Origin of the sequence: Dictyobacter alpinus (genome assembly GCF_003967575.1) — a bacterium.
Lineage (GTDB): Bacteria > Chloroflexota > Ktedonobacteria > Ktedonobacterales > Ktedonobacteraceae > Dictyobacter > Dictyobacter alpinus.
In genome coordinates, this window is sequence record NZ_BIFT01000001.1 from 993,165 (window position 1) to 1,011,681 (window position 18,517).

The window sequence follows — 18,517 nt, forward strand, 5'->3', positions numbered from 1 at the left end:
TTTTCTTTCTGCTAATTGCATCACATCAGATAGTGGCTTAAACTGGCAGCATACGGGAAGCAGGGAGAAAATGTAAGCCATCGGCATCTTTCCCAACCACATAAGTGCCCTTATAGTGTTTATAGATGGTGTTGCCATTATCATCCACTTCGGTGGCGACCACAGAGACATTCACATTGTAGCTCTGATCATCCCCTTTTGAAATACTATTGAAAGTAACATCATCTTGTTTGGTCTGCTTAAATCCAGCCGCGAAGGTGTCCGGGGAATTTGCGTTTTGGTATTCTTTGTTCCAGTGGGTATAAGCTCCCTGGTAATTGGACTGATTGATATCATCATAATAACTCTGTACAAAGGCTTTGGCACCATTAACATCCAGGACTGCCGGAGTCGTGGTCGCGGTTGACACAGGAGTTGCGGTCGGCGCGGGAGGCGTAGTCGCTGTGGGTTGTTCGACGACAGCAGTAGGCGTAGCGGGATGGACAAAGGCACTTTCAACCAGATGTGGACCAAAGATAAGTCCTACCACCACCAGAGCCAGGACTACAAATATAGTCAGAAGCCATCCTACCCAGGCCGACGAACGTCTCTTGCTCTGCTGAACTTGATGTGGATAGGGCACAAAGGCAGTATCTACTTCTGGCGCCATATGTTGCGGCCAGGACGATGGATATGCTTGTGGAGCAGGGTATCCCTGCGCCATGTTTGACGGGGATGATGTGTGAGGACCAGACATACTGCCAGGCTGTATATACTGGGCCTGTATCAATCTCTGACTAACCTCAATTGGTGGCGGAGGTAGAGAGTTGGAAACTGGATAGCCCATGTTTTGTGGATAGGAATTACCTGGGACGGAAGCAGGATTCAAAGTATAGGCGTTGGCACCAGGAAAAGAGGCCTGGGTAAGAGAAGTTGATATACCCAGGGCCAGCCGCAATGCGTCAACCATCTCACGGGCAGATTGATAACGGGCGGCAGGATCCTTGGCCAGGGCTTTCTGCACCACAGCATCGACTGAGTAAGGGATATTGGGGTCTAATTGGGTCAGGGAGGGAGGTTGCTCATTAAGATGCATGGCAGCAATGAAAAGCGGTGAACCACCCTGGAAAGGGACGCGGCCAATCAGCATCTGAAAAAGTACGACACCGAGCTCATAGATATCAGCACGGTAATCAACCTTTCCTCCTTGCACCATCTCTGGCGCCATATAATCCGCCGAACCCAGAAATTGTCCAACCGCCGTCAATGACGGATCAGAAAGATCGCTAACCTTTTGGTCCCGTGTGATACGGGCAATGCCAAAATCAACCAGGACCAGACGGCCATCTGCATGGAAAAGCATGTTGCCAGGCTTGATATCACGATGCACGATCTTATGCTCATGCGCATACTGTAGGGCCGAGCCAGCTTGCTCAATATATTTAAATGCCTCTAGCGGTGAGAGCCGTCCTTTATCTTCCAACAAACTACGTAAACTGCCACCTTGCAGATAAGGCATTACGAGATAGGCCAATCCGTCTTGCTCAGCATATTCATAAATAGGCAAAATATTCACATGATCAAGCCGAGCAATCACATTAGCCTCACGGCGAAAACGCTCAAGAAATTCTTGATGCGCTTCAGTATATATGCCTGCACCCGACCTTAAAACCTTTACGGCCACATCGCGTACCGGACGCGTCTGATGAGCAAGATAGACCATCCCCATCCCGCCTGAACCAACCAGGCGATCAAGCACACAGGTACCAAGCTGTTTTCCGATGAGGAGATCATTACTTTCCATGAAAAGATATTCACTTCCGTTCTTATGTTGTCTAAAGCAAACATTGAGTGATTTTCGATCTATAGTAATTCTTAAACATATACGTTCTATAGGACTGCTATTCGCTTATCTTTATATAACCAACTGCGTTATCTGCATACATCAAAGAAGGCATGCCCGATGGTTACGAGCGTATTTTATGAGCATGGACAGGTAAATTACAGTGTCTCTTCTATTAACGAAGGAACGCATGGAAATGTATCGACGTCAGGACATAGTTAGTCCTGTGTGGTATGGGCCAGTGCTATATTTATACCACCGGCCCATACCATATAGATTTAGACGTACTGCATCTCTACATAGCGCCCACGTAGCGCGTTTACCTGTTCTTTGACAGCTTTGCCACGCACCGCTTCATGGATCAGTTGGGCCAGTTCACCCATTGCCTGCTCATCCATGCCGAAACGCGTCATCTCTGATACGCCGATACGCAGACCTGAGGGATTACGTGGATCCACATCGCCTGGCAGCATATTATAATTGACGATAATATCGCTCTCCTCAAGGCGTTTGGCCACGTCTACCCCACCACCCCACTGCGCCACATTGACTGCGATCATATGACTGCGTGTATAACCAAATTCGCGTGCCTCAACAGGGGTTCCTAACTCATCAAGACTACGGCCTAACGCCTGAGCATTACGCACAATCTGGGCCGCATATTCATGTCCATAACGCTGCATCTCACGTGTAGCTACCAACAAAGCGGGCAATGTATGCAGATGATGGTTACTTGACGAACCAGGAAAGACACCACGATCGGCTGGTTGCCAGCATTTCTTAATTGCGGCAGGATCTGTCAGGTTGGCAAGAATAACGCCACGCTGTGGTCCTGGAAAAGTTTTATGTGTGCTTCCCGTCAACCAGGTTGCACCCTCTTGTAATGGCGATTGAAACTGTCCACCAGCGATCAAGCCCAACACATGGGCACCATCGTAGAGCACAGGAATATCCTTCGTCTTACAGAAGGCCGCTATCTCAGTAACTGGTTCAGGAAATAGGAACAGGCTCTTGCCAAGAATTACCAGTTGAGGATTGAGCTGATCAACCAGTTCAATGGTTTTCTGTGGATCCACATGGTAGCGATCCTCGGTCAGTGGCAGATAATGCAGATGAATAGCATGCTCACTGCCGATTTTGAGGGATTGACCACGGCTCTGAATGCGCCGTCCAAATACTCCAACCGCTCCATGGCTGATATGCCCACCCGCATCAGTTGAGTTAGCGATCACCGTATCCCCACCACGTAAGATACTCAAGGCCAGAGCAGTATTAGAGGCATTACCACTAATCGGACGCACATCTACCTGTTTGGCACCAAATAGTGTCAGCAATTCTTGCTCCGCCATACGCTCGATCTGATCGATGTAACGCGTGCCTTGATAGTAACGGTTTACCTGCTCCCCTTCATTAGGATGTCCTTCAGCGTAACGTCCCATGAAATCAGAAGTTTGTACGCGCCGTACGGCCTCGCTTGGTGTATTTTCACTGGCAATCAAGTTAATTGTTTGTTTCTGACGCCATGTCTCCTGCTGCTCAATCAGCGCTTCGATATCATGTATGTTAATTGTCATCGTGGACTCCCTTCAGCTAACCACATAGAACAAATATGCATTCAGTATAGCACACGCTATTTCTAAAAAATGCGGCCAAAACTCCCCCTTCTCATTAGCCGTGTCCTTGATTTATCCAGACATGTGTACAGCACATCTTTTTCGTATTCGTGTATTGCTATAAGAAATAGCATGCTATCTATGCTCCGCTGCCAGTGTACTGTTATGGGATACATCTCAGTGCCACCTGGTCGATTATATTTAGAAAGAAGCAAAGAATAAAGTTGCCAGGAACACTATCAGGGTGTCCATTAAACCAGAATATGGTACTTTGATATGCAGTTGAACATGTTGCATAATTTTGATATACTAGGTCTACACCTACGAAATGAGAAGAGAGAAGCATATAGTTTTTCTCTGGACCGCAACAGCCATTCGCGTGGCCGCATCGGTGGTCTATGATAGACCCCCCGCATTACGTCTGATTCAGGCCACTGCTGCGTAGAAACTCAGGAGGATTGGGTTTTATGAAGGTTTATCAAGCGGAACATATTCGCAACGTAGCGCTCATTTCTCATGTTGGAGCAGGCAAAACTTCACTTGTTGATGCTGCCCTGTTTGATACTGGTGCAGTAACACGTCAGGGTAGAGTGGATGAGGGTACCTCTGTTGTCGATTATGATCCTGAAGAACTCAAACGACGGATGTCATTGCAGGTCAAAGTCTTGCCAGTTGAGTGGAGAGACCATAAAATCAATTTTATTGATACCCCTGGCTACCCCGATTTTGTTGGAGAGGTAAAAGCTGGCCTGCGAGTCGCTGACGCGGCTCTGGTTGTGGTGACCGCGGAAAAAGGGGTTGAAGTAGGCACCGAACTTACCTGGCACTTTGCGGATGAACGTAATCTCCCCCGTATTGTCGTGGTCAATAAACTGGACCGTGAAAACACTTCATTTGAGCAAGCCCTGGAATCTTTGCGTTCTCAGTTCGGTCCAAAAGTGGTGGCACTCCAGATCCCCATTGGAGAACAGGCCAATTTTAGAGGCGTAATCGATCTGGCGACGTGTAAGGGTTATACCTTTGAGGGCGGCAACAATGTACAGGAAATACCCATTCCCCCGGAATTACATGCTGATATCACACGCTATCGCGAACAATTAGTTGAGGCGGCGGTTGAGAGTGATGATGCCATCATGGAACGTTTTTTGGATGGCGAGACTCTCAGCAATGAAGAGGTGCTGTCAGTAATTAAAAAAGCCACTTGCACGGGCGCTATCGTGCCTGTCCTCTGCAGTTCTGCCAACAAAAATATTGGTATACAGACACTTCTTGATACTCTTGTCGATTATATGCCCAGTCCGCTGGATGCCATGGCTGAGGATGCAAAGTCCTTTAATGATTCAGTCTCTGCATTTATCTTTAAAACCGCGGGGGCACAGGTAGGAACCATTTCTTCCTTCCGCGTTTTTAGTGGAACGCTTAAGTCAGATATGCATCTCCAGAATATGCAATCAGGCTCCGATGAACGCATGAGCCAGTTGGTAATCCAACATGGTAAAACGCAGGAACCGGCAACAGAGATTCCCGCCGGCGATTTTGGCGCAGTTGCCAAGCTTTCAGCAAGCCACACTGGCGATACACTGACCAATAGTAAAGAGGCATCAACCCCACTGGATCCAATCAAGTTACCAGAGCCTTGCTATACGGTCGCGATTCTGGCACGTAACCAGGCAGATCTAGATAAGATGAGCAATGCGCTGGCCCGCATTGTGGAAGAAGATCGCACGATCCGCGTCTCACGCGATCCTGAAACCGCTGAGATGCTGCTTTCCGGTATGGGCGAAACACATATCCAGATAGTGGTTGAAGGCATTAAACGCAAGTACGCAGTAGATCTCTTGACACAGGACCAGCGGATCTCGTATCGCGAGACGATTCGTAAAAAAGTACGCGCCAATGGTCGCCATAAACGGCAGAGCGGAGGACATGGACAGTTTGGAGATGTCTGGCTGGAGGTGGAGCCGCTGCCACGAGATAGCGATAAAACCTTTGTCTTTGAAGATAAAATTGTTGGTGGCGTTGTACCTGGACAGTTTATTCCCGGTGTCGAGAAAGGTATCCGTGAATCATTGAAACGCGGTTTCATTTCTGGACATCCAATGGTCTATGTGAAGGTGGCCCTTGTGGATGGCAAATATCATCCAGTGGACTCCTCAGCACAATCTTTTGAGGTTGCGGCTTCGATGGGCATGCAGGAGGCGGTACCACAGGCCAATCCAGTTCTGCTAGAGCCAATCATGAATGTGACAATTGAAGTACCGGAGCAGAACATGGGTGATGTCATGAGTGATATCAATACCAAGCGTGGACATGTAATGGGTATGGAGTCACTGGAAGATGGACGCCAGCGGATCACGGCCGCTGTCCCACAAGCGGAAATGCTCCATTATGCGACCGATCTACGCTCAATCACCCAGGGGCGTGGCACGTTTAGCATGGAGTTCTCACAGTATTCTGAAGTACCAGCTAACGTCCAACAGGACATTATTAGCGTGCGTAAAAAACAGGAAGAGGCCGCCCACAAGTAGGTTTGTGACCACAAAACAGAGCGCCATTCAACTGCTGGATGGCGCTCTGTGTATTTCTATATGTTTTGATTTTAATTTCTTGCCTGTAGCTGCTGGTTCAACTTATGGGTATTCAAGGCATAAAAGCCCAGGGCAATCACGAGCATCAAGGATGCAACGGCACAGACACCATTCCAACCAGCGAGGCTCCACCCCAAGGTGCCAAGCAATGATCCTAGCGAGCCACCCACAAAGTACACAAACATATACACCGTATTCAGGCGATTACGTGCCTCGGGTCGCATACTATAGATGCGTGTCTGGCTTGAAATCTGATTGGCCTGGGTACCTAGATCCAGCAATATTGTGCCGATGATCAAACCAAATAGCCATTGACCAGTAAACCACATAAAGACAAAAGAGAGCAGCACGATAAGTAAGGCCAGGCCATTGGCTACCCGTGGATCACGTCGATCAGCGAATCTTCCCACAAAGGATGCTGCCAGTGCTCCCGCTACGCCTACCAGACCGAATAAACCCGCGACTTCACTCCCAAAATGATAGGGAGGCGTTGCCAGAAAAAATGAGAGTGAGACCCAGAATGCACTGAAGGCAGCAAAGGCCATGGCTCCAAAGAGCATAACCTCTCGCAACACCGGTTCTTCCCGTACCAATCCCCACAACGATTGCATTAAGCGCGGATAGCTCATATCGCCCTTCTGCTCATGATCTTGTGGCAATAAAAAGCGCATCAAGATTGCCAGCAATACCATTATGGCGGCTGCAATCCAATACATCGCGCGCCAGCCTAATTGGGCCGCGATCAGACCACTGATTGTGCGTGCCAGTAAAATACCAATCAGCAAACCACTCATCACCGTTCCAACTACCCGCCCACGCTCCTTAGCCGATGCCAGACTGGCGGCGTAAGGAATAATTAATTGCGGCACCACGGTAGTCACACCCACCAGGAAACTTGCGACGGTCACCAGCATAATTGATGGGGCTGCGGCCATAAAAACTAATGCCAGTGTCACCGCGGCCAACATTCCTACGATCAATGTGCGCTGGTTATATTTATCACCCAGCGGAATGATAAACAATAATCCACATGCATACCCAACCTGTCCCATCGTCGCAATAAAACCCATTTGATTGGCTGAGACCGAAAACTCTTGTCCCATAACTGCTAACAACGGTTGTATATAATATAGATTAGCTACTGAAAGAGCACAGGCGATCGCCATAATCAAAACCAGGCGTTTATCCAGCCTGGCAGGCGCTTCATCATGCCGCTCTTCAACAGCGCGCATCTGCTCTAGCGTTTGTATTCGTTCACTATTCAATGAGTCAGTCCTTCCAAATAATCCACACCATATCCATCAATTTGTCTAAACAAATAAGGACCGTTGTTTTATTGCATCCAACCAGAGGGAGGCGGCATAAAAATATCACCAGCCGCCTGCTAAAGCGACTGGTGATCAGGTCGATAACTGAATACAGGATACTACGCTTCGAGATTGAGCCAGCGTACATCTTCAGGAGAAAGCTCCACGCTCAAACCGGGCAGAGAGGTTCTGGTCTCCGAAAGTAACCGTGGACCAATCAAAGGAAAGGTCGGAAATGGCTGATTTAAGACATAAGCCAGGGCAATGGTAATTGGTAGAACACCCCGCTGCTGCGCCATTTGATTCACACGATCCAGTCGCTGGAAGTTATCATCGCTATACCAGCAACGTACCAGTTCGGCATCCGAATGATCATCGGGACGGGCACGACCAGTGAAGAAGCCACGCGCCTGACTTGACCAGGGCATAATTGGAAGTTGAGTCTTCTCTAACCAGGCACGGAACTCAGGATCAGAGGCGGCAATACAGCCGTCCCAGACCGGATCGATCATGCGCGCCAGACTGAAGTTGTTACTCATGGCAGAGAAGCCGGACATATTGTGCGCGGCGGCCCAATCATTGGCCTCTTGTAAACGCTCCATTGACCAGTTAGAAGCGCCAAATGCACGCATGCGTCCAGCGTTTTTATGCTCATTAAGGACCGTGATAAACTCACCAACCGGAATAGCGGTGTTATCGCGATGCATCATGTAGACATCCACATAGTCGGTCTGCAAACGATCCAGACTCTGCATAAACTGGGAGGTCAGGGCCTGGGGATTGCAGTGTGGCGTATGCGCACCTTTGTCCAGAATGACAACCTGTTCACGAATACCACGCTGCTTAATCCATTGTCCCAACATCTTTTCACAGAGTCCACCACCATAGATATAAGCACTATCGAAACAGTTTCCACCCTGCTCAAAGAAATCATCGAACATAACAGAGGCATGCGGCCAGTTAGTCTGGTTATCAACACCCATGACCAGACGTGAGACAGGTTTTTCGACCCCGGCAATAGAGCCATATTTCATGATCGTTTGTGCGCGTACGGCTAACGGACGCTTATGCACAGGTAATTGTTGACCAGGACCGTCCGGCTGCTCGGTTGCATAGGTCAAGCCAAGGGCAGCCCGCCACTGATCCAGGGTACGCATATTGCCCAGCGTATCTTCCCAACTCATGGTTGGTGATTGTCGCTCCTCAATATGAGCGGCCACGGTATCAGCCTCTACACCGTAGAGATCCTCGGTCTCAAACGTATATTCGCTCACTTCTCCGTGACGTTTAACAATAACCTTCGTGGTCTGACCGGCACCAGGATTCCAGGGGGCAGGGATAGTAATTGAGCCTTCGGTTCCGTAAATACGTACTTCGTTCTCTGCATTAACCTGTACACCGGTCAACAATTGTGCCACAATACCGCCTGGAAAGGCTAACGAGGCAACGGTATATTCATCAACATGGCTAACATCGCCAATATGACCTGTAGCCTTCACCTGGGTCGGATCCGCAAAGGATTTGCCTGTGGCCGCACCCGCGACCAGACGAGCCAGCGAGGTACAGTAGCAACCAACATCCAGGATACCGCCACCACCTAACTCATTTTTGAACAGACGACCCTCGGCATTGAAGCCAGCACGGAAGGCAAAGGTGGCTTGAATGATACGGACATCGCCAATCGCGCCTGTGTGAATCAGTTCAACGAGCTTCTGCATCTGCGGATGACCACGATACATAAATGCTTCCATCAAAAAGACATCGTGGCGTTGTGCGGCTTCAATGATTGCCATAGCATCTGCATGATTGAGGGCAATTGGTTTCTCACATAAAATATGTTTGCCTGCTTCTGCGGCTTTAATTGCCCACTCGGCATGCATCGGGTGAGGAGTTGAAATATATACAGCCTGCACATCGCTGTCTGCGAGTAAGGCTTCATAGCTATTATAGCGTCGTGGTACATTCCAGGTATCGCCAAAGCGATCGGCAGACTCCTGCGTCCGACTTCCAACGGCCAGCAGTTTCCCCGTTTTTGAGTTTGTCAGGCCACGTGCAAAAACGCCTGCAATGTTCCCTGCGCCAAGGATACCCCAGGTTAGCGTTTGACTCATAATAATCCTCCAAACCAGTGTGAAACCCGATGATCGATGTGTCTCTCAACGTCATCCCAACTACGGCAGACCCGATCAACAAGAATCTCACAAGCAACACTGCTTTGGGTACCACGTAGTAGGAAATAGTGAGCCAGATAGACAAAATGCGGAATCAACCTTGATCCGTACATTCCACTTCATCTGTCTAGAGCAAACAAAGTTTTCGGCTTCTAGCTTATTTTGGAGGTTATATCACGAAATCAGCATGTGCGTCAAATAACACATGCCCAGAAGAAGGTGTTATTTTTGTCGTTGTGAGCGTGGAGGTGGACCAGAACGCTTATTTTGGACTGGACGTGGTGCACCCCTGCCACCTTTTTTCCCGCCATTTCCCTGGGATCCTTTACGAGCAGATGAGGGCCCTGTGCCAAAGACGGCTGCTGCTTCACTGCTATGCCCATGCGTAAGTAGCCAGTCTTTAGCCTGAGGATGGAGATCTTTAACAGTCTGGCTTCCGGCAATCATCATCCACATCGCGAATTCTGGATCGGCCGGCGTTCCCTCGTCCCAATGGCCTTGATCCACCAGAAACTGACGCACCTTTTCGACATCTAATGTACGTAGAACAACATCCAGTTGCTGTCGAAATGTATGGTAATCGGTCATGCTACTATTTGTTCTCACTTTCAGTTGAATAACTACTGTTAGTTTAACATAGTAAGGTCGTCATTGGGCTTTTTGGAGAGTAACTGGCGCATAAATGGTACCTCACGACGCAAGATGGTAATCTCTTCTGCCAGACGTTGATGGGTGGACGTCAATTCTAGATAATGCTGTTTTTTGCTATCTTCTATCTCTAGAAAATAAGCAATAAAATGTGATAGATCCTCAGGAGCTTCGGGTAAGTTGGCATGAATATCGCTCTCATCAGGAGAATTGAGGAGCATATTCAGATAGGTCTCAAATAAATGGCGTACCTGCTGCACCGATCCGACCAGTTGTTCTTCTGGCTCATGTTCGTCCTCATACGGCTCTACCAGGCCCGATAAATAAGCTTTCTCGCGATGCTGGCTGATAATATGAAAACGCCTGATGCCAACCGCCATCAAATCATAACCACCATCCTCAAGCTCACGTAAGTTATGAATTTCGGCCAGCGTGCCAACCTCATACGCTTCTTCATGCATAAACTTGCTACCGCCCTTGACCAATACCACCCCAAATGGCTTATCTTCTTGCTGGCAATCCAGCACCATCTGGCGATAGCGTGGCTCAAAGATATGTAATGGCAAGACCGTTCCTGGAAAAAGGACCACGTTCAACGGAAATAACGGCAATTCAATTGCGGCTGCAGACATATCAGGAATCCTCCATTTTTAAGAGACCGTTACCTTCTCGGCGCTGCAAAGATGGTACATCAGGATTATGCAATCCCATGTACACCATATCTATTGTACCTTGAGACGCCGCTGGTATCACTTATGGGGCAAATTGGGCAAACATGCATACTGCACCCCGAAGGACTCACAACCCCATCCACTATAATCAAGACAACCCTTACACTGTACCTTATGTTTTGGTGCTTATGCAAGTATATTTCATGGCGCCTGCGGCACCAGATTAGGGAGGTGGAGTGTGGTTGGTGCGCGATCTCGCGCACCAACCACACTCCACCTCCGAAATACTGTCTATCAGCGGCCTCTGAGCGACCCTTAAAAATTCCTGCGTGTAGACGGCAGAAAATGCGTGGACGGAAGAATTGGGGGGCGACTTTTTTATGGCCTATCTACGAAAAAAACAGTGGCCAGCGGACTGCTAGAAACGCACAAAGGACTCCAACAATGTATGGCCAGAGTCCCTGCCTGTTGCGTAGCAATAATTACTGCGTTAATTCTCGAACCATGCGCTGCACGCGTCCACCATCCGCACGGCCCTTGGTTTCTTTAGCCGCTAGCGGCATAACGCGGCGGAATTCTTTGCCATTGGCCTCAATTAAGCGGGTAACAATGGTGCGCAAATCATCATCGCTCAATTGTGAGGACTGCAGATAGGACTGTAAGATATCCATTTCGTGTTGCTCTTTTTCGGCCAGGTCTAAACGGCCACCTTGCTTATACAGGGGTATGGCCTGACTCCGTTTCTTCACTTCTTGCTCAAGTACCTTTAAGCAGTCGGCCTCGGTCAGGGGCTGTCCATATTCTGCATTTTTGCGATCAGTACGTGCGACTTCTAAATTGTGGATCGCGCCTAAAGCCATACGTAACGTATCTAGACGCGATTGATCGCGATTCCGTTGAGCTTCCTGAATATCTTTTTTAAGTTGTTGCTCAATGGGAAATTCCTGCCGTGCTTCCGCCATCTTTCATGACTCCTACATTGCTAATATGTTATTCAAAAACGCGCCTTTTAGTATACTACGAAGTGCCCAAAAAAGCACCTGTGAATTGTGGTCACAAAGCTACTCCCGCTTTACGGCAAGTGGATGACAAAAAAAGGATCGTGGTAACCGGGATGGGCCACCACGATCCACAAACGTTTTCGCACTTAGACTAGGGACGATTAGGATGCCTTTTGGCGGAGAGGTAGCCTCCGATTCCCATAATAAGGCCAAAGGCGATCATCAATAATCCCCACCAGAGATTGATGTTGATGTTAGCGCTTTGCCGATAATCGGCATGCCCAAACAAACCATAGAGAAAAAGAATGAGCCCGATGGCACCCATCGTGCCACCAATCGTCATCGCAATCGATAATCGATGCGGCTGGCCTGAGTTTTCAGCACTCTGCACTTCTTGCTGAACATCTTGTTGACTCATAACACACTCGCTTTCTTATCCACTAGAAGAAGATGATATTAAGGACCACAAAGATGCCCAGCGCAACGCCTGCCAGCACCAATGGCCGCTTATACCAGACCGTCTCAACCACAGCTGGTTTTGGCGTCATGCTGTAGACAAGTCCTTTGAGTTCCGCATCCGGCTTTGGCTTTGTGAATAGCGAAACGATGATGGTGAAGACAAAACACACACCCCAGGCAATCAGTGAACGCCACATACTGGAGCCTTCAGAGCTTCCCAGAGAGAAAAGATGCATGTACTGTTCCATGATCCAGAGCGAGATAGAACAAATTGTTCCTAGCAGCAAACCGACGAAACCACCCCATGGTGTGCTCCTCTTCCAGAACATACCTAGCAGGAAAGTTGCCAGCAAGGGTGCATTAAAGATTGAGAACAACGCCTGCACATAATCCATAATACTGGTGAAGCTGGCCGCGATATACGCGGTACCAACACTAAGCAGGATACCTACTACGGTCACGACACGTCCCATTTGCAGGTAGTGGTTATCAGAAGCGTCCTTCTTAAAGTATGCACGATAGATGTCATAGGTCCAGACGGTATTAAAAGCGGTCACATTTCCAGCCATACCAGACATAAAGGATGCCAGCAAGGCGGTCAGACCCAGACCCAGGATACCGGTTGGGAAGTAGTGAGCCATCGCATAAGGAATGGCCATGTTGTAGGAATTTCTAAAGCCTGCGCTATGTCCCAGATCAGGTAAGACCGAGATAATGATCAGACCAGGGATGATGGCCAGGAATGGGAAGAACAACTTGGGGAAAGCTGCAATCAGTGGTGTGCGCTCAGCAGCAGCCTCATCCTCAGCGGCAAGGGCGCGCTGTACAACCAGGAAGTCGGTACACCAATAACCAAAGCTCAAGACAAAACCTAGACCTAACACAATACCAATAAAGTTCACCCCAAATGGATTATTGTTGGTGGCTGTATTAGCCCATAGATGGAAGAAGGCAGGATTATTAACTTTAGCCTGCAATCCAGCCCAGCCACCGACACTGATCAGTCCGATAATCGTTAAAGGCAAGAGACCTGCTACAATCAAAAAGAACTGCAAGGTCTCATTATAGATAGATGAGGTCAATCCACCAAGCAGAATATAGACCATGATGAATATGGCAGCAACCCAGATACAGGTGTTTAGCGACCTGCCAAGTAAGACGTTAAATACCAGTGCGGCTGCATACATATTGATACCGCTGGTCAGCAAGGTTAAGACAGCAAAAGAGATAGCATTAAAGCCGCGTGTGGCCTCGTTGTAGCGCAACTTCAAGAAGCCCGGCACCGAGTGTGCCTTACTTCCATAGTAGAAAGGCATCATGAAGATAGCGACGAAGAGCATGGCGGGAATAGCGCCAATCCAGTAGAAATGGGCCTGCATAAAACCATATTGAGCGGCATTAGCACCCATGCCCAGGATCTCTAGCGCACCCAGATTCGCACCTACAAAGGCGAGTCCAGTGACCCAACTGGGAAGCGACCGACCGGAAAGGAGAAAATCTTCCGAAGATTTCATGCGCCTACGTAGCGCAAAACCAATTCCCAATGTCACAAGAAAGTAAACCGCAATAATTAAATAGTCTACCCATGTGGCATTAGCATTGGCGATAACAGCTGCTGTTATCACATTCAAAGTAAACATATTAAGTTCTTCCTTAATGTCATAACGCTATAAGTAGAAATCATTCCTCTAGAGAAGAATACTGATATCTGAAAAAGAAACAAAAACTACTTATATTAGAAATTACAGGGCTAAAAAACTCGACAAAAAGAGGTAGAGGTAAGCTAAATATGGCTACCTCTACTGGAACATTTACTCGTAATCACGAAGCAAAGCAATAATTAGCTTCAAATATCAGAGGTTATTTTTTTCAAAAACCTCTTATCCAGCGACTCATTTCAACGCATGTGATATCATCAAAGGAGTATATTGAGCGCGGAAAGGATCGGGGTCAGATGACAAAACCACAATTTCGAGGTGAGGTAAGAGCGCCAGATTTTCCAGCCGGATTAGATTGGATTAATAGTGATCATCCACTACATCTGGAGGATCTCCGTGGTCACCTGGTGATTCTACATTTCTGGACATTTTGTTGTGTTAATTGTATGCATGCCCTGGCCCAACTACGCGAAATAGCAGCGGCATTTCCCGATACAGTCACGATTGTCAGTGTACACTCACCCAAATTTCCACGTGAGCAATTCACGAATAGTGTGCGTGATGCCGTACTACGCTACGATATAGAGCATCCGGTGGTGAATGATCGTAGTATGTATCTCTGGCAACAATATGCTGTGCGTGCCTGGCCAACATTGATATTTATCGACCCGGAAGGACGTGTTATCCAACGGCATGAAGGCGAGATTATACCGGCCCAGGCCATCAAGCTGCTACGCCCGATGCTGGAAGAGTTCGAGGCACGAGGGTTACTGAGCCACCAACCACTTCAGTTTGTACGTACGCTCGCCACGCAATCCTTACTGGCCTTTCCAGGCAAAATCGCGGTCGATACACGGTCCGATCGTCTCATAATCAGTGATTCAGGCCATCATCGCCTGCTTGAAACAGACTTACAGGGCCAGGTACGCCAGATGATCGGTACCGGCGCTCCTGGCCAGGTAGATGGCACCGTCCAACAGGCACAATTCAACCGCCCTCAAGGTGTTTACCTGGCAGGGTCGTATATCTATGTAGCAGATAGCGACAATCATTTGATTAGAGCGGTGGATTTAAACACGCAGCAGGTCAGCACACTGGCTGGTACGGGAAGCCAATATGGCATGGTGCGCACTCCAACCAGTGGTCCTGCCCATACTGTCGCCCTGAGTTCACCCTGGGATCTGCAATATCACGAGCAAAAAGTATATATTGCCATGGCTGGCCTCCATCAGATCACAATACTGGATCTGGAGAGTGGAGAGATTGCGCCGTTCGCTGGTCAGGGCGCGGAGGGAATTGGCGATGGCGTGTATAATGACTCCTTTTTTGCGCAACCAAACGGACTGGCATTAGCGGAACACACGCTCTATGTGGCCGATAGCGAGACCAGTGCCATCCGGGCTATCGAACTCACTGCTGAGCGGCAGGTTCGCACGCTAGTCGGAGAAGGTCTCTTTGTCTTTGGAGATCAAGATGGGAGTGGCCCTCAAGTACGCCTGCAACATGTTCAGGCCCTCTGCTTTTTTCAGGGTCAACTCTATCTAACCGATACCTATAATAATCGCATCAAAGTACTTAATCCAGAGACCCTGACCGTAAAGACTCTGGCTGGTACTGGCGAAGCAGGCTTTAAAGATGGTACATTCGCAGAGGCCCAGTTTAATGAGCCCGCGGGAATTGCTGCAACCGAGTATGGTATGCTTTATATTGCCGATACCAACAATTCTGCCATTCGCATCCTCGATCTTGAACACAAAACAGTCAGGACGCTGCCTATCCATATGTAGCTGCAACACGTGTTAGTGATACCTTCATCTACACACCGAAGCCTTCAGGGAAGAAATATCTCAGCTATAGCAAACCAAACGCTTTCATCTTTATCCCCTTATGAGATACAATGGAAGATATAATTATTCACTCAGACCAGTGAAGCGTTTCGAAGGAGTTTTATATGACAACCGTATTTGAAGATGTTCTCACCCACGCCCAGAAGCCATTTGTGAATGAACCCTTCACTGATTTTTCTCAGGAAGAAAATAAACGGGCCCAGGCGGCTGCCCTTGAGCAGGTAAAAAATGAATTGGGACGCAGCTATCCCCTGATCATTGGAGGACAAGAGGTAAAGGGCGAAAATACCTTTACCTCTGTCAATCCTGGTCAGCCCGATCAAATTATCGGCACATTCGTGTCTGCTACCCGCGAACAAACAAATGAGGCGATCCAGGCAGCGGCAAAGGCATTTGAAACCTGGAAACGTGTTCCAGCAAAAGAGCGAGCCGGCTATCTTTTCGCAGCCGCCAAACTTGTACGCCAGCGCCGTTTCCAACTTAATGCCTGGATGATCTATGAAGTCGGCAAAAGTTGGGTTGAGGCCGATGTAGAATTGGCCGAAGCTATCGACTTCCTGGAGTTCTATGCACGCGAAGCTCTGCGTCTGGCCGAAGAGCAGCCGATTACACGCATTCCAGAAGAAGATAATGAACTGGTCTATATTCCACTCGGCGTGGCCGCAGTAATCCCGCCCTGGAATTTCCCTTGCGCCATCATGGCCGGTATGACCAGCGCTGCCTTTGTAACGGGTAATACCGTGGTGCTAAAACCTGCCAGCACAGCCCCAGCCATCGCATATCAGTTTATCCAGATTCTGAAAGAGGTCGGAGTACCGGCTGGAGTCGTCAATTTCTTGACCGGCTCGGGTTCAATGATCGGAGATACCCTGGTTGATAGCTCCGATGTCCGTTTTATCTCTTTCACCGGTTCACGCGAAGTAGGATTACGCATCTACGAACGAGCCGCTAAAGTACAAGCTGGACAGCGCTGGCTCAAACGCTCAATTCTGGAAATGGGCGGAAAAGATGCTGTGGTGGTAGATGAAACCGCCGATCTGGAAGATGCCGCAACCAATATTGTCTCATCTGCCTTTGGCTTCCAGGGACAGAAATGTTCAGCAGGCTCCCGCGCCATTATCGTTGAAGCGGTGTATGACGAGGTCCTACAAAAAGTTGTTGAAAAAGCCAAAAAATTATCCTTTGGCGATGTAACCCGACCAGAAACCTACATGGGGGCAGTCGTCGATGCGAATGCAAAGAAAAAGATCCTGGAATACATTGAGATTGGAAAAGGTGAAGGCAAACTTCTCCTGGGTGGAGGCGAACAGGGTCCAGGCTATTTTATTGAGCCAACCATCTTTGCCGAGGTTGATCCTCATGCCAGAATCGCGCAAGAGGAAATCTTTGGACCAGTACTTACAGTGATTAAAGCCAAAGATTTTGAAAACGCCCTGGACATTGCGAATGACACAGAATATGGCCTGACCGGTTCGCTCTATTCAAAAAGTGCAGAGCATATCGCACGCGCCAGAGAAGAATACCACGTTGGCAACCTTTACTTTAACCGCAAGAGCACAGGTGCCTTAGTAGGTGTTCACCCATTTGGCGGCTTCAATATGTCAGGTACTGACTCGAAAGCTGGTGGTCGGGACTACCTGCTTCTTTTCACACAGGCCAAAGCCATCTCAGTGAAAAAGTAAAAACGAAGGAGCAGCTCTTGGCAAGCGTTAATAAACTTAATCCAGGGCTCTGGCATATCTCCTTGCCATTTCAGGGAGAACAGGAAGTCATTGGAGCGTATGTCCTGTCCGGAAAAGATGAGGTCGCACTCATCGATCCCGGTCCAGAAACAACGCTTGAGTCTTTGCTGGCCTTATTACAGGAAACTGAAATTGTTCCTGAAAAGGTTACGCATATTCTGCTGACCCATATTCACCTGGATCATGCAGGAGGCGTAGGCACACTGCTTCATACGATGCCCAATGCACGAGTACTGGTTCATAGCAAAGGGGCACCCCATCTGAAGGATCCTGCCAAATTGCTGACCAGCGCCAAACGCGTGTATAAAGATCGCATGCAGGAGCTATGGGGGAAGGTTGAAGCGGTCCCGGAAGAGAATATTCAGGTTATTGAAGGTGGAGATGTCCTCAATATCGCGGGACGGCGCTTAGAGGTTCACTACTCACCCGGACATGCCAGCCATCATGTTGTTTTCTATGATGTGCATACAGGTGAACTTTTCGCGGGCGATGCCGCCGGAGTCCATCTCCCTGGGGTGGACTATGTTCGCCCACCAACACCACCACCTGACGTTGATATTGAAGCCTGGTCCGCAACTGTAGACTTGCTAAAAAGATTGCATCCTGATGTGCTGTATCTTGCCCATTTTGGACCAATTCGCAATACAATTCCTTATCTTGAACGCTTCCGCGCGCAGTTATTTGCCTGGGGTGATATTGTTCTGGGAGGCTTACAAGAGGGGAAAAGCGAAGCAGAGATTGTTGAGTTGCTGATTGCACGAACCCAACCAGAACTACAGCGCAAAGGGGCAAACGCAGAAATCATGAAACGCTATGATCTGGCTACAAACTACGAAATGACTGTCCAGGGTTATATACGCTACTGGAAAAAGCAGCATCCTGAAAGACTTTCATCGAAGTAGTCAACAGCAGACCTGAGCTTCGGGAAATGATAAAAAAGAGAGATCGCCGCTGGCAAGCGCATAGTCATTGCCAGCGGCGATCTCTCTT

Annotated in this window: 13 protein-coding genes; 4 read left to right on the forward strand and 9 right to left on the reverse strand. The window is 48.6% G+C overall.

All coding sequences use genetic code 11. From position 1 onward, the window contains the following. Positions 1-37: 37 nt before the first annotated feature. Together EL633_RS03945 and glyA are read right to left on the reverse strand one after the other, a co-directional pair. A complete protein-coding gene (locus EL633_RS03945; RefSeq protein WP_126625947.1) occupies positions 38-1,783 on the reverse strand; it encodes a serine/threonine protein kinase in 1,746 nt (581 codons plus the stop codon). 317 nt (positions 1,784-2,100) lie between these two features. After that, complete coding sequence (gene glyA / locus EL633_RS03950) at positions 2,101-3,396, reverse strand: serine hydroxymethyltransferase (RefSeq protein WP_126625948.1); 1,296 nt, start codon at positions 3,394-3,396, stop codon at positions 2,101-2,103. Positions 3,397-3,902: 506 nt separating this feature from the next. Here glyA and fusA point away from each other — a divergent pair. Further along, positions 3,903-5,963 carry an elongation factor G gene (gene fusA, locus EL633_RS03955; RefSeq protein ID WP_126625949.1) on the forward strand — a complete coding sequence of 687 codons (2,061 nt, stop codon included), beginning with the start codon at positions 3,903-3,905 and terminating at the stop codon, positions 5,961-5,963. 71 nt (positions 5,964-6,034) lie between these two features. Here fusA and EL633_RS03960 read toward each other — a convergent pair whose 3' ends face one another. The 7 genes from EL633_RS03960 to EL633_RS03990 form a co-directional block, all read right to left on the reverse strand. Continuing rightward, positions 6,035-7,288 (reverse strand): MFS transporter, encoded by a 1,254-nt coding sequence (locus tag EL633_RS03960; RefSeq protein WP_246039078.1) that lies wholly within the window; start codon positions 7,286-7,288, stop codon positions 6,035-6,037. A gap of 161 nt (positions 7,289-7,449) precedes the next feature. Then, complete coding sequence (locus EL633_RS03965; RefSeq protein ID WP_126625950.1) at positions 7,450-9,441, reverse strand: aldo/keto reductase; 1,992 nt, start codon at positions 9,439-9,441, stop codon at positions 7,450-7,452. Positions 9,442-9,723: 282 nt separating this feature from the next. After that, positions 9,724-10,089, reverse strand: a complete 366-nt coding sequence (locus EL633_RS03970) for a hypothetical protein (protein ID WP_126625951.1) — start codon at positions 10,087-10,089, stop codon at positions 9,724-9,726. A 38-nt stretch (positions 10,090-10,127) separates the two neighbouring features. Beyond that, positions 10,128-10,781 (reverse strand): LON peptidase substrate-binding domain-containing protein, encoded by a 654-nt coding sequence (locus EL633_RS03975; RefSeq protein WP_126625952.1) that lies wholly within the window; start codon positions 10,779-10,781, stop codon positions 10,128-10,130. Positions 10,782-11,302: 521 nt separating this feature from the next. Then, positions 11,303-11,782 (reverse strand): GatB/YqeY domain-containing protein, encoded by a 480-nt coding sequence (locus EL633_RS03980; RefSeq protein ID WP_126625953.1) that lies wholly within the window; start codon positions 11,780-11,782, stop codon positions 11,303-11,305. A gap of 190 nt (positions 11,783-11,972) precedes the next feature. Further along, entirely contained in the window at positions 11,973-12,239 is a 267-nt protein-coding gene (locus tag EL633_RS03985) for a hypothetical protein (protein ID WP_218027415.1), read from the reverse strand. 22 nt (positions 12,240-12,261) lie between these two features. After that, complete coding sequence (locus tag EL633_RS03990; RefSeq protein ID WP_126625954.1) at positions 12,262-13,920, reverse strand: sodium:solute symporter family protein; 1,659 nt, start codon at positions 13,918-13,920, stop codon at positions 12,262-12,264. Positions 13,921-14,234: 314 nt separating this feature from the next. On the opposite strand from EL633_RS03990, the gene EL633_RS03995 reads away from it, so the two are divergent. The 3 genes from EL633_RS03995 (at position 14,235) to EL633_RS04005 (ending at position 18,429) form a co-directional block, all read left to right on the forward strand. Beyond that, on the forward strand, positions 14,235-15,725 hold the full coding sequence (locus tag EL633_RS03995) for a thioredoxin-like domain-containing protein (protein WP_126625955.1): 1,491 nt from the start codon (positions 14,235-14,237) through the stop codon (positions 15,723-15,725). A 164-nt stretch (positions 15,726-15,889) separates the two neighbouring features. Continuing rightward, positions 15,890-17,467 (forward strand): L-glutamate gamma-semialdehyde dehydrogenase, encoded by a 1,578-nt coding sequence (gene pruA, locus EL633_RS04000; protein WP_126625956.1) that lies wholly within the window; start codon positions 15,890-15,892, stop codon positions 17,465-17,467. A gap of 17 nt (positions 17,468-17,484) precedes the next feature. Then, the gene (locus EL633_RS04005; protein WP_126625957.1) at positions 17,485-18,429 is read left to right on the forward strand and encodes an MBL fold metallo-hydrolase; all 945 of its coding nucleotides are present in this window, start codon (positions 17,485-17,487) and stop codon (positions 18,427-18,429) included. Positions 18,430-18,517: the final 88 nt, after the last annotated feature.

Coding starts and splice junctions, on each gene's coding strand:
- EL633_RS03945 (WP_126625947.1), bottom strand. CDS start 1,783: ATGGAAAGTAATGATCTCCTCATCGGAAAACAGCTTGGTACCTGTGTG.
- glyA (WP_126625948.1), bottom strand. CDS start 3,396: ATGACAATTAACATACATGATATCGAAGCGCTGATTGAGCAGCAGGAG.
- fusA (WP_126625949.1), top strand. CDS start 3,903: ATGAAGGTTTATCAAGCGGAACATATTCGCAACGTAGCGCTCATTTCT.
- EL633_RS03965 (WP_126625950.1), bottom strand. CDS start 9,441: ATGAGTCAAACGCTAACCTGGGGTATCCTTGGCGCAGGGAACATTGCA.
- EL633_RS03970 (WP_126625951.1), bottom strand. CDS start 10,089: ATGACCGATTACCATACATTTCGACAGCAACTGGATGTTGTTCTACGT.
- EL633_RS03975 (WP_126625952.1), bottom strand. CDS start 10,781: ATGTCTGCAGCCGCAATTGAATTGCCGTTATTTCCGTTGAACGTGGTC.
- EL633_RS03980 (WP_126625953.1), bottom strand. CDS start 11,782: ATGGCGGAAGCACGGCAGGAATTTCCCATTGAGCAACAACTTAAAAAA.
- EL633_RS03985 (WP_218027415.1), bottom strand. CDS start 12,239: ATGAGTCAACAAGATGTTCAGCAAGAAGTGCAGAGTGCTGAAAACTCA.
- EL633_RS03990 (WP_126625954.1), bottom strand. CDS start 13,920: ATGTTTACTTTGAATGTGATAACAGCAGCTGTTATCGCCAATGCTAAT.
- EL633_RS03995 (WP_126625955.1), top strand. CDS start 14,235: ATGACAAAACCACAATTTCGAGGTGAGGTAAGAGCGCCAGATTTTCCA.
- pruA (WP_126625956.1), top strand. CDS start 15,890: ATGACAACCGTATTTGAAGATGTTCTCACCCACGCCCAGAAGCCATTT.